This window comes from bacterium (Candidatus Blackallbacteria) CG13_big_fil_rev_8_21_14_2_50_49_14, assembly GCA_002783405.1.
GTDB lineage: Bacteria > Cyanobacteriota > Sericytochromatia > UBA7694 > UBA7694.
Window position 1 is genome coordinate 34713 of the sequence record PFGG01000080.1, and the last position, 12674, is coordinate 47386.

Consider the following 12674-nt stretch of genomic DNA (forward strand, 5'->3'; position numbering starts at 1 on the left):
TTAGAAGGTGGAAAGCATGCCAAAACAGGCACTGGTACTTGAGCTGAATACTTCTCCACAGTTGGGTTTGGCAGCCTTTCAGTTTGCGGCAGCCCAGGGGTTTGAAAAACTGGCTGTTTATGCCTTGAATGCCGGTCCCTCAGCTTGTAAACGCCTTCAGATTGAGCTGGAGCGCTTGCGCTATCTTTCGGAGTTTACAGGAGAATTTGAACTTTGCCCTCTGCCAGACACGCTGGCTCAGGCTTTTTCACCTGATATGACGATCCTGCTTTTGCCCCAGTCTTTGAGTGTCGATGCTCAAAACAGCGAATTGCTGGATCTGTATTTTTCTGAACCCATGAGTCAGTTGATGGTGGGTTTGGAGGCGGCAGGGGTTGCTTTGGCCGAAGCTGAATTGGAAGCTCTCTGCCGCTTGAGTGAAACTCAAAAAGTACCTGATGCAGGTTTTTTTCTGGCTGAACACCGGCGTCTGCTTCAGACTTGGTCAGCGCTGAGCTTAGCAGAGGCGGAAGCAGAAGTTTCACAGGGGTTTGGAACGAAGCTCTGTGACATCAACGCGCTTGCACTTTGGCAGGATGGACTTTTGGCCGAGTCCCGTGAGTTGTTAGACGCTTTGATTTTGCGAGCTGCTCATGACCCCCAGGATTGGGTCGCTCAGATTGCTCTGCTGCTTTATCGGCGCAGAATGCAGAATCTACCGCTTGAAAAGGCCCCAGACTGGGTGCAGGCACTTTATGCTGAGCTTGTGCCAGGTAACCGGCTTTTGACCTTATTGCCGCCCTTGCAGGATTTTCGGGTGACAGTGGTTTTGCCAACCTATAGCCGTTTGGAATTATTAAAAAAAGCGGTGGCGACTGTGCAGGCCCAAACCTCTGCTGATTGGCTGCTTTTGATTGGCAATGACGCATCAAAAGACGAAACGCCCACTTATCTCGACCAATTGGCGCAAACGGATTCCCGTATTCAGGTGATTCACAATGCACAGAACCAAGGTTTTGCGGGCACCATGCAGATTTTATTGGCCCATGCGCAGACCGAGCTGGTGGTCAACTATGCCGATGACCAATTTATGCAGCCCGATTTGGTGGCCACAACCCAAGCTTTTTTTAAGGCCCATCCTTGGATTTGTGCCGCAGGCGGCGGCTTGCAGATTTCACGGCCCGATGGTACGGGTGCCCTTCAGCATGGGCCCTATTATGGGCAGGCCCAAATTGCCGAAGCGCAAAGAGAACTGCAACGCCATGGCATGATTTGCCCACTGGGGCCGACCTGGGTCTATCGCAAGCAATGCCTGGCTGAAATTGCCGCTGAAGATACCTGGTTTTGCCCAGAGGGCAAAGGCTATGCGCTTTGGGATTATCTGATCAGCGCCCGCTTAATGGCCCGTTATGAAATGGGCTATTTGCCCGAAGTGGTCATGAAGATGTTCTATGCCGAAGATACCATGTCAGCCCAGCGTGACAATACCTATGACCTTTTCCACTTATTGCAGGGGCTTTTGCGTGACTATTCAGAACTGTTTGAGCATCCTTTTCCGCTGCCGCTGGCAGAATATTATGTTCATTTTCGTCAATTGGAAATGCTGGAACAGTTTAAGCAGAAAATTCTCTCGGCCGATTCGCATGAGGCGCTCAATCGGCAAGCCGAACGCCAGCTTAAAACCTGGCATCTTTGGCATGATGTGAAGGCTGCGATCGAGACCTTCTGTGCGCAAGATTCCGAAGTCTTGATCAATATGCAGATGCCCTATCGCTGAGCTGTCTGAGGGGATTTGGCAATTGGGGCCTGGCGAGATCGGATATACTGCTTAGAGTTTACAGAGGGGATTTTTCAATATGGCGAGCATACTGGTCACTGGGGCGACAGGATTTATTGGCCGCCATCTGGTACCGGCCTTGATTGCGGCGGGTCATCAGGTGATTGCTTCAGGTACGAAGTCAAAACAGGATTTGTCATTCGATTGGCTGGAAGCCGTTGAATATCTGCCCTGCGATCTCAACCAGGTTCCCGAAAACCCCTATGCTTATTTTGGTCGCCCCGATCATCTCATTCATCTGGCTTGGGAAGGTCTTCCCCAGTACCAGGAGCCTTTTCATTTTGAGCGGAATCTTTACGCCTCCTATTTCCTGATTAAAGCAATGGTACAAGGCGGTTTGAAGGATGTCACAGTCTTGGGAACCTGTTTTGAGTATGGTCTGAGCAATGGTGCGTTGTCTGAAGAGATGCCAACAGCCCCCACCAACGCCTATGGACAGGCCAAAGACAGCCTTCAGAAATTTTTAAGTTTTCTGGCTAAAAAATACCCCTTTCAATTGAAATGGGTGCGGTTATTCTATTTATATGGCGAAGGTCAAAGTAAAAATTCTATTCTCTCTCAGTTAAAGCTTGCGATTGAACAGAAACAACCAGCTTTTAATATGTCTGGGGGAGAGCAATTGCGAGATTATCTGCCCGTTGAAACGGTTGCCGACTATTTGGTTAAAATTGCAATACATCCTGAATTCAGTGGCATTGTCAATTGTTGCAGTGGAAAGCCGCTCTCGGTGAGAAAATTGGTAGAAAATTATTTAGCCCAAAACCAATTAAGTATTCCACTTAATTTGGGCTATTACCCCTATTCTGAAAACGAGGCCATGGCTTTTTGGGGCTGTACCGAGAAATTAAATCAAATTCTTTCTGGGCCGTGAAAGGTTTTTTCTGGAAATGTTGTGGATAGGCAAGGGCTTTCATCAGCTGAAAAGGACAAGGAAGTGAGAGCAAGTATGGCAGATTCGTCCTGTCTTCTGGTTTTGGATTTTAGCAAAGAAGAAAATCTTCACAGTCTTTGGCAGGGGCTTGAATTTTTGAGCCCACACGAAAATAATTTGCTGGTTTTGGTGCCTCGAACAGAGGGCTTTGATTACCGGGATGAATTTCTCTTTCGTGCTTATTTTTATAAGGTTTTGGCTGAGTGTGGTCTGTATCAAAGCCCCAATCAGAGTTATCCTCTCAATCTTTTTCTGCTGGAAAAAGAAGAATCCTTGCTTGTTTTGAAAAAAATCGAAAAATTTCAACGTTTGATTTTGTGTGGGGAAACGGATCTCTCAGGTTTCGGTGCTTCTGCTGAAAATCTGATGAAAGAGAAGCAGATCTTGCGGATTCCGATTCAAAAATCTGAAACAGACTCAGTTCAAAGCTTGTCTTTTCAAGCTCTTCTGTATCCCTCCCTGTTTTCTGAATTTCAATCAAGGGTCAAAGCGCTTTTGCAGTTAAGCCTTGAAAGTTGGCTTGAGAACTGGGAACACTGGTTGCCGCAATTGAATTTCTGGTTGGATCTGAAAATATGGCGTTATGGCGCAGATCGAGATGACAGGCCAGCATTGGAAAATCTGATTCGCAAGGCCTTGGCTGAGCCAGAAGACGCACGCTGGGCTGTTTTATTGAGTTTGTACAATCGTTTCTGCGAACTTTCTGCACAGACACTTGAGGCTTACCCTGAAGCGCTGAAAGAATTTTATCACTTGGCTCAAAAGTCAAATGCGAAGCATTTGCGTATTTTAGAGCCTGTGCAGAACCAGAAAATAGGTGTCTTGATCATTACCTATAATCGCGTAAATTTATTAAAAAAGGCTGTGGAGAGCGTACTGGCACAAACCTATCAGAACTGGGAACTTTATTTAGCCAATCATGGCTCAACAGATGAAACAGAAGCCTATTGTCTTGAGATTGTCAAGCGTGATTCGCGTGTGAAGTACATAAAAAAAGAAGTCAATAATATTTTTACTGGCTACCCAGCCCTTAAGGATGAGTTCTGTGATTCGGTAGATGCAGAATGGGTGACGATTATTGGCGATGATGATTGGATTAACCCTGAAAGTTTGGAAAAAGCTGCGCAGCTTTTTCAAAAATATCCCTGGATCAGTTTGGCCAGTGGTGGCTATTGCACTGTGGATCATGAGGATAAAATTCTGGCCCAGAACGGCCCGCATTATTCTCAAGATACCGTTGTCGATGCCCGTTTGGAATTGCAGCGCAATACGGTGAATTGCCCGATTGCCGTGGGCTTTGTGGTGCGCAAATCTTGTCTGCGCGAATTGGTTAAATTCGAACAGCCTTTTTCTGCTTCAGCCTTGGGGAAATACGCCCTGTGGGAATATCTTACCTATGTCATGCTGGTGGCTTCGACTGAAGTCGCACTTTCGCGCTATTCTGCGGGCATGCATTTTATTAATGTCACTTCCAGTCAGATCAACTATGATTTTGTCGTGAACTATTATTTGGGGCTGATTGATAAACTGGTAGAGGAATACAATGCCTTGTTTGGTCAGGATTCTTTTCCTAAAAAGCTGGTAGATGCTTATTTCCACTCCCGGATTCTTTACAGTTTTTATCCCCAGTTTTGGAGTTTTATGAATTCCACTCAACCTTTGCCGATTGCTGAAATTGTCGAAAAAAACAAGGGGTATTGGGCAAAAAGTATTGCCGCGCGTAAAAAAGTAACCCAATATACCCAGCCGCACAGCCTGCCTTTATTAGATGAGAAAAGTGCCATGGGCAAGCAGGAGGGGTATCTCTATTAAGCACAGTCAATATGCCAAGGTCTTGATCCTGGTCGGTCAAAATTTATGTTTCACCAGCCAGTGTTTTTTTCCTGTTTTGCAGACCCATCCAGATCTTGAAATTACGTTGTTTTTTCCGGGGGGCGCGCCTGCAGAAGAGGGGGCTGAGATGAAGACTCTGCTCAGCACCTATCGCTTGGCCAAGGGACGGCTTGGGGCTTATTCTGAACCTGATTTAAATTTTGAATTTCAGGTTTTAGCAGGTGAAGAGGCCGCTGAAGGGTTACAGGCTCAAGATTTTGAATACTTTCTGGCGATTCCAGAACAGATCAGCACTGATCCGCAGGGCCCTGAATTTGAAATACATCTTGATGATGCCGTGATCGAAGCTTTAGAAAGTCTGCAGGCTAAAAATTTTGAATTCAATGAAGACTTTTTGGAGGCAATGCTTCTTTCTGGAGCGTCGTTGACTGCCTTTTCTCTGAAAACCGATTTGGCCCTGTTAGAAACCTGGTTAGATCTTTGCCTGCAGGAACAGCCTTTGCCTGATTTGACAGAAGCTGGAGCTTTGTCCTATCTGCGCAGTTTACAGGCGGTGCGCCCTTTGATTCCAGAGGCTTTTCAACTGGAGTCTTCCAAACTTCAGCGTTTGCTTCAGGCTGCGACGGCAGAACCTGGGCGAGAAGCCTGTCAAAGCCTCTTGCGTGTTTATGGCTGCCATGTGCTCTTGGGAAATGAAGTGTTTTCTTCTGAGGATAGAGACCTTGAAACACGGCTTTTTTATTGCCTGCCTCCCGCGAATCAGCGGGTGAAGCTTTGGCTTGTCGATGCGGATCTGAATCTCGACCTACAGGCTTCGCTCTCCGCTTTGCTGCAGCAGAGCTATACCGATTGGCAATTGCATCTTGTTTCTGAACGGATAGAGCCTTTGCGCGCGCTTTTTCCAGATGAAAAGAGACTGATTTGGCACTCTTCACATGGGCTTGAGCCTTTGCCTGATGTGGCAGATGCCAGTTTTTGTGGGGTCTTGGCCGCTGGTGAAATTTGGCCTACAGATTATTTAGCTTCGGCCATCAGCCGTTTTACTGAAAAACCCTGGCTTGCTGCCGTTTGCAGTGGCTATGAAGGCAAGGGCTTACCCGCTGGTGTGGGGTTGCAATTTAACCCCTCCAATGCCGGCTTATTCGATTTAGAAACCGATCTGCCCAAGCTTTTTCTGAATTTTAGCTGTCCCTTTGGCACGATTTTCCGTACTGAAATGCTCAAACCCATGCATCTGAATCTTTTCAGGCCCGCTTGGGCTTTTCGTTTTGATCTGTGGAAAAATTTGCTGAGGGGATTTGAAATTGCGAAGTTGTCCCAGCCTTTGGTGAGGCTTGATCAGCGCTTGCTCAATCAATTTGCCTTGGAATTGATTCCCTTTCTCTTGGTTGCTTTGAAGCAGTATTTAAGGCTTTATGCGCTTTCAGGCCCTCAGCAGAGCCGCTTGCTTGAAGGCTTGAATATGCTGGCCCAGACCGTGATGTTTGATATCGGTCAGTTTTTTGATCATGCGCTGGAAGAAGATTCTCTTGAACCCTATTTGGAAGAACGGCTTAAAATTTGGATTGCTTTTCAGGATTTAAAGTTTTTGCTTGTGCCGCCTCAAGCCTCAGAAGCGAGTGGCCAGGTTTGATCCCGCTCTGAAAGCATGACCGGGGGCAAGGGCCATTGAATTCCAAACGCAGGATCATTCCAACGAACACCTGCAGCTGATTCGGGATGGTAAAATGCGCTCATTTGATAACTGAGCAGGCAGTGTTCAGAAAGGGTTTGAAAACCATGGGCAAAACCAGCGGGAATATACAAACCCAGGTGATTCTCTGCGTTCAACTCAAAGGCCTGCCATTGTCCTTGGGTTGCTGAATCGGCTCTTAAATCCAGCAGAACATCGTAGATACTGCCTTGCAAGCAATACAAGAGTTTGATTTCTTGATGGGGTTCTTTTTGGTAGTGCATGCCCCGCAGCGTGCCTTTGTGCTGGTTAAACGAGAGATTGGACTGAACCCAATCCGTATTCAGCCTTTGTTCAGAAAATTCTTTCTGACACCAAGTTCGGCCAAAAAAACCGCGTGAATCTTGAAGCAAACTGGGTTCGATCAAAAATACACCAGACAAGGAGGTGGTGATAAATTTCATGGATAAATTTCAAGCTTTGGAATGGGGACTACGAATTTTCCCTGCCATTCTCGGATAAAGGCCATCTGGGCCATGATTTCTTCTTTCAGATTCCAGGGCAAAATCACCAGATAATCAGGGCGTGTGGCCCTAATTTGCTCGGGGGAACAGATGGGCAGATGGGTGCCTGGCAGATAATGCCCCTGCTTATTGGGATTGCGATCCACCGTATAGGCAATCAATTCCGGCCCGATACCACAGTAGTTCAAGAGGGTATTGCCCTTGGCGGGCGCGCCATAGCCCACCACCGATTGGCCTGACTGACGGGCCTGAATCAGAAAGTTGAGCAATTGGCATTTGACCTGAACCACCTGTTCGGCAAAACCAGTATAGGTGGCGAGTTGATCGAGCCCATAGGCCTTCTCAAGACTTAAAACCCTGTCGATCTGCTCACTGTAGGGGCGTTCTGAAGCCTGGGCATGCTGAACGTAAATGCGCAAGGAACCCCCATGGGTAGGCAAGGTTTCAACCTCAAAAATAGAGAGTTGATGGGCTGCAAAGATTTTTTGAACGGTGAGAAGTGAGAAATAAGAGAAATGCTCATGGTAAATCGTATCGAACTGATTCAATTGCATCAATTGCAGCAAATGGGGGAACTCAAGAGTGATCACCCCTGCTGGTTTCAGAATCAGTTTTAAGCCTGCGATAAAATCATTCAGATCAGGCACATGGGCCAAGACATTATTGCCCACAATTAAATCGGCTGGAGAATCCTGTTGCAGTTCTTGGGCGGTTTGGGTTCCAAAAAAACGATTCAAGGTGGGAATGCCTTTTTCACGGGCCACGGCTGCGATATTTTGCGCGGGTTCAATGCCCAGGATGGGGATCTGACGTGCTTTAAAATATTGCAGCAGATAGCCATCGTTGCTGGCGATTTCAATCACCAGACTCGTTTCATTCAACTTCAGTTTTTCACAGATCATCTCAGTATAGCGTTGGGCGTGATTGAGCCAGGTTTCTGAATAGGAAGAAAAATAGGCGTAATGGCTGAAAATATTTTCAGGGCTTTCAAACTGCGCCAGCTGCACCAAAAAACATTGGGGGCAAACATAGGCATGAAGGGGAAAGAAGGCTTCCATGCGTTGAAGGTCTTGGGGAGCTAGATAGGCATTGGAAAGTGGCGACATGCCCAGATCCACGAAGCTTGTGGTCAAGGGGGTCTTGCAAAAGCGGCAATCAAGGCTCATGAGTTTGCGCTTACCCTTTTTTGATATTTTTGAATTTGATTTTCTGTCAATTCTCGCATATTCCCACCTGCTTGATGGGCCTGATGCCATTCCATGATCCAGGCCAGGGTTTCTTCGATTTCTAATTGGGGAGTCCAGCCCAATTGCGTACGGGCTTTGCTGCTGTCTAATTGTAAAAAGGCGGCTTCATGGGGTTGGGGGCCTTTTGCCAGAATCACTTCGGCCTCAGGTTGGTATTTTTGCAGTTCTTGCACAATCCAACCTACGGTTTGGGTCTTTTCGGGGGCGGGCCCAAAATTCCAGGCCCCATTAAACAGGGGGCCTTGCTGCCAGAGTTTTTCAATCAGGCGCAAATAGCCCTGTAGGGGCTCCAGCACAAATTGCCAGGGCCGGCAGGCCTCAGGATGGCGGATGACGAGGGCTTGTTTTTGACGCATGGCTGCGAGAATATCTGGAATCAGGCGCTCGGGAGACCAGTCGCCTCCGCCAATCACGTTTCCGGCCCGCGCGCTGGCAATCGCCAGACCGTGTTCTGTATAGCGATCCGCATGAAAAAAGGAATCGCGGTAGGAGGCGGTTACCAATTCAGAGCAGGCTTTGCTGGCCGAGTAGGGATCATGCCCCCCCAAGGGATGGTTTTCTTGAAAAGCATGGGTTTGGCCTGTGTTTTCGTAGCATTTATCTGTGGTGATGTTTAATACCACGCGAATGCCCGGTGTGGCGCGAATCGCCTCCAAGAGATGTACCGTTCCCATGATATTGGTGGCAAAGGTTTCCTGTGGGAATTGGTAAGAGGGGCGAACCAAGGCCTGGGCTGCCATGTGAATCACGATTTCAGGTTGGGCGTTTTGCAGGGCTTGCTGAAGTTCTGAAGGATTGCGGATATCTCCGCTGATCGACTGAAGATCCTGCTCAAGCTGTAAGAGTTCAAATAAATTGGGGTTTGTGGCAGGAGGGAGTGCGAAGCCGGTTATCTTTGCCCCCAAGAAACTGAGCCACAAGGATAGCCAAGCGCCTTTAAAGCCGGTTTGGCCTGTTAAAAAGACTTTTTTACCTGACCAGAAGAGGGGATCATAAAACACCGCAGTTTAATGCTCCCAAACTTTCCATTGCGCTTGGCCCGAGGTCCAGAGATCTTCGAGCATGATTTTATCGCGCAGGGTATCCATGGGTTTCCAGAAACCACGGTGCTTGAAGGCTTCAAGTTCGCCTCTTTGGGCCAGCTCAGCCAAAACCTGGCTTTCCCAGCTGCTGTGATCCCCTTCAATCAGATCCAGTACGGAGGGAGATAAAATAAAGAAGCCGCCATTGATCCAGGTGCCATCCCCCTGTGGTTTTTCCACAAAACAGGTGACCTGGCTTTCATGGAGGTTGAGCGCACCAAAACGTCCAGGGGGCTGAACTGCTGTGAGAGTGGCTTGCTTCCCATGCTGTTGATGAAATTGATAAAGATCCTGGATATTGATATCTGAAAGGCCGTCGCCATAGGTAAAACAAAAGCTTTCTTCTTCTTTGAGAAAAGCCTGTACGCGTTTGAGACGCCCGCCGGTATTGGTATCCATACCAGTATCTACCAGGGTTACGCGCCAGGGCTCGACATATTTTTGGTGAACTTCCATGTGGTTATTGACCATATCAAAGGTCACATCTGACATATGTAAAAAATAGTTGGCGAAATATTCTTTGATAAGATAGCCCTTATAGCCACAGCAGATAATAAACTCATTGATTCCGTAATGGGAATAGAGCTTTAAAATATGCCATAAAATAGGCTTGCCACCGATTTCGATCATGGGCTTGGGTTTTAAATGCGTCTCTTCGGTGATGCGCGTGCCAAGACCGCCCGCTAAAATAACAGCTTTCATCTTTTCTAGTTCCTGAATCTTTTCACAAGGGCAGACCTTGCTTCGGATGCTGTAGGGTCAATTTTTCGCTTAAAATACTGAGGTATACTAGCACAAATTTGGGGGGTTGGTCGCTCACTTGGGCCTCGAAAGTGAAGCATTCAGGGCTCACGAAAAGAGGCTTGAAGAAAGGATTGGTAAGCACTTTGAAAATCAGATAAAGTTATCTGATTTATTTCGGAATAACTTGTCGACTTTTTCTGAGCGTGTTATGATCTTTTATTAAACGTTGTCTTTGCGATTCAGATAATTAACAGAAGTGGAAATAGTTTGGTGTGAATAATACGGTCTTGAATACCCCCCCTGTCTCCAAATGGCTGAAGCCTCAAAATTTAATCGACCTGATTGCCGGTCGTAAGGTCTATATCTGGGGGGCGCGTCATGATGGTTATGCCGTTCGTTTGGCGTTGAGCCGCTATGGTATCAATGCCACCAGCTTTATTGACAGTTCTTTGGCTTTGAAAGGCACTTCTGCTTTTGGTTTGGTGATTGAGAGTCCCGATCAGTTTTTTGGAACGGAGTCGGCTGAAGATGCCTTTGTGATTATTGCTTCAGGTTTCTTTGCCGATGAAATTTCGCAAATTTGTGAAAGCAAAGGCTTCAGAAAAGAACAGGATTACGTGATTTACCGTGAGCTGCGCCGTTTCAATTACCAGGTTGAAGTGACGGGTTACTGTAATCTTACCTGTATTTCCTGCCCGCGCGGCAATTGGCCGCGCCATCGTCCGACAGGTTTAATGAATACTGAAACCTACAGTAAACTGCTCGATAAAATTATAGAAGACGATCCCTGGACCGGTATTATCACCCTGTATAATTGGGGTGAACCCCTGCTCAACCCCGATTTGCCCGAGATTATCCGCACGACACGTGAAAAAGGCCTGCTCTCTGCTGTATCCAGCAATCTGGCCATGAAAAAAGATTTTGAAAACGTCATTCAAGCCGATCCCACCTGGTTCCGTATTTCGAATTCAGGTTGGGGCGAAAACTATGAAAAAACCCATACGGGTGGTAAATGGGATGTTTTCTTGGCCAATTGCTATAAATTGGCTGAGTACCGTAAAAAGCACAATTCTCAAATGTTGGTTGAGCTGTTTTTCCATATTTACTCACACAACCGTGAAGACTTCCCCAAAATGCAGGCCCTCTGTGATGAGTTGGGCTTTACCCTGCGCTATCGCCATGCCGCCCTGGCTCCACTTGACAATATTGCCTTGGTGATTGAAGGTTCAGAAACCTCCAAAGCGGCGCAAAAAACCCGCGATATCCAATTTCTGCATGTGGAAGAAGTTATGGGCATGGCCCGTGCTGAGCGCGATCGTCCTTGCTATTATATGGACCATCTTTGGATTGATTGGAATCTCTCTGTCGCACATTGCATGGAGTGGTATGATCCTTCGCTTGTTTTGTTTGACAATTTTATGGATATTTCTCTGGATCAGATTACCCCTGCAAGGGTGAACAGTCAGCATTGCCAATCGTGTATGGAAAAAGGCATTCATCGGGCCTATACGGTTTATGCCGATGAAAAATTGATTACGGCAAAATCCAGTATTCCTGTACAGAAAGAAGATTGAATCCTATGCTCAGTATTCAGGAGCTTCGCGAACTGTGTGCCCAAAAAAAGATTTATTTATGGGGAGCAATGATTGTTGGGCAGGGGGTCTGCCGTTCGCTGGAGCGAATTGGCGTTCCTGTTGAGGCTTTTCTTGACAGCTCTCCCTCGCTCCAGGGGCAAAAGGCTCTGGGGTATCCGATTTGTAAACCCGACTCTGTTTTTGATTCTGTGCGTTCTGGAGAAGGTCTGATTATTATTTCTTCGGGACACCATGATTTGGAAATTGCACAGCTCTGCGAACAGGCAGGCCTGAGTAAAAATCGTGATTTCATCCTTTCAAAGCAAAGCCTGAATGACCTCGACCCCAGTGTCGAAGTGACGGGCATGTGTAATTTGCAGTGCATTTCCTGCCCTCGGGGCAATGACAATGAACCCCAGCCCAAAGGGTTTATGAGCGCAGAAACTTACCGTTTGGTGCTTGAAAAACTTTTGCGTGAAATTCCCCTTTTGGGCAGTGTTCAGCTTTATACCTGGGGTGAGCCCCTGCTCAACAAGGAATTGCCTGAAATTATTGCGATGACGCGTGAAGCCAAGGTTTTAACTGCAATCTCTTCAAATTTGAACTATGTCAAAAACCTTGAGCACGTGATTGCAGCCAAACCTGATTGGTTCAAAGTTTCCTGCTCTGGCTGGGAAGACAGCTATGAAATTACGCATACCGGTGGCAAATGGAATAAATTCTACCCGAATTTACATACACTGGCAGCCTTGCGCGATCAGCATCATCCAGAAATGCATATTACGCTCAGTTACCATCTCTATAAGCACAATCTTGACGATGATTATAAAAAAATGGAAGCGCTTTGCGAGAAGCTCAACCTGATTTTTCGCCCCAGCCCTGCGTATCTTTATCCCATGGATACGGTCCGCGATTTTGTCGATGGCAACCCCATTTCGGCGCAGGCCACCCGTACCCTGCCGCTTCTGATGATGGATCTCAATGAGGGCATTGCCAAAGCCCGTGAGCGTAAGCATTTGCCCTGCCCTGAAGAGAGATGCCTGCCGATTGATTGGGATGGCCGTGTGCGCGCCTGTGGCGTGTATTTCCGCCCTTATGTGGTGAATCAGTTCTTGGAAACGCCCTTGGCAGAAATCGTGGGTTCTGAAAAGAAAAAACAGCTGTGTGCAGAGTGTATTGGGCGTGGTATTCATCAATTTACCAGTGTGTACCTGCCAGAACAAAGAATTCAAGTAGCAACGGTATCTTAAA

General features: G+C 47.1%; 10 protein-coding genes. 6 read left to right on the forward strand and 4 right to left on the reverse strand.

The window, feature by feature from the left end; genetic code table 11:
• The first annotated feature begins 7 nt into the window (after positions 1 to 7).
• The 4 genes from COW20_23215 (at position 8) to COW20_23230 (ending at position 6213) form a co-directional block, all read left to right on the forward strand.
• Positions 8 to 1756 carry a hypothetical protein gene (locus tag COW20_23215; GenBank protein ID PIW44556.1) on the forward strand — a complete coding sequence of 583 codons (1749 nt, stop codon included), beginning with the start codon at positions 8 to 10 and terminating at the stop codon, positions 1754 to 1756.
• 79 nt (positions 1757 to 1835) lie between these two features.
• Entirely contained in the window at positions 1836 to 2687 is an 852-nt protein-coding gene (locus tag COW20_23220) for an epimerase (protein PIW44557.1), read from the forward strand.
• A gap of 75 nt (positions 2688 to 2762) precedes the next feature.
• Positions 2763 to 4559: a hypothetical protein gene (locus tag COW20_23225; GenBank protein PIW44558.1), complete on the forward strand. Its 1797-nt coding sequence runs from the start codon at positions 2763 to 2765 to the stop codon at positions 4557 to 4559.
• 22 nt (positions 4560 to 4581) lie between these two features.
• The gene (locus COW20_23230; protein PIW44559.1) at positions 4582 to 6213 is read left to right on the forward strand and encodes a hypothetical protein; all 1632 of its coding nucleotides are present in this window, start codon (positions 4582 to 4584) and stop codon (positions 6211 to 6213) included.
• On the opposite strand, the gene rfbC is transcribed toward COW20_23230, so the two are convergent.
• Genes rfbC through rfbF form a run of 4 tightly spaced genes read right to left on the reverse strand, consistent with a single transcriptional unit; the run spans position 6183 to position 9807 of the window.
• Positions 6183 to 6716, reverse strand: a complete 534-nt coding sequence (rfbC, locus tag COW20_23235; GenBank protein ID PIW44560.1) for a dTDP-4-dehydrorhamnose 3,5-epimerase — start codon at positions 6714 to 6716, stop codon at positions 6183 to 6185. The two genes, COW20_23230 and rfbC, sit on opposite strands and share 31 nt — an antisense overlap.
• Entirely contained in the window at positions 6713 to 7942 is a 1230-nt protein-coding gene (locus COW20_23240; GenBank protein PIW44561.1) for an SAM-dependent methyltransferase, read from the reverse strand. The genes rfbC and COW20_23240 overlap by 4 nt, the downstream gene beginning before the upstream one ends.
• The gene (rfbG, locus tag COW20_23245) at positions 7939 to 9024 is read right to left on the reverse strand and encodes a CDP-glucose 4,6-dehydratase (protein ID PIW44562.1); all 1086 of its coding nucleotides are present in this window, start codon (positions 9022 to 9024) and stop codon (positions 7939 to 7941) included. Before rfbG ends, COW20_23240 begins: the two co-directional genes overlap by 4 nt.
• Before the next feature lie 6 nt (positions 9025 to 9030).
• Positions 9031 to 9807 carry a glucose-1-phosphate cytidylyltransferase gene (gene rfbF / locus COW20_23250; GenBank protein ID PIW44563.1) on the reverse strand — a complete coding sequence of 259 codons (777 nt, stop codon included), beginning with the start codon at positions 9805 to 9807 and terminating at the stop codon, positions 9031 to 9033.
• A 314-nt stretch (positions 9808 to 10121) separates the two neighbouring features.
• Between rfbF and COW20_23255 the strand changes: the two genes are divergently transcribed.
• Together COW20_23255 and COW20_23260 are read left to right on the forward strand one after the other, a co-directional pair.
• Positions 10122 to 11423, forward strand: a complete 1302-nt coding sequence (locus tag COW20_23255) for a hypothetical protein (GenBank protein ID PIW44564.1) — start codon at positions 10122 to 10124, stop codon at positions 11421 to 11423.
• A gap of 5 nt (positions 11424 to 11428) precedes the next feature.
• Positions 11429 to 12673, forward strand: coding sequence for a hypothetical protein (locus COW20_23260; GenBank protein ID PIW44565.1), 1245 nt, complete (start codon positions 11429 to 11431; stop codon positions 12671 to 12673).
• Position 12674: the final 1 nt, after the last annotated feature.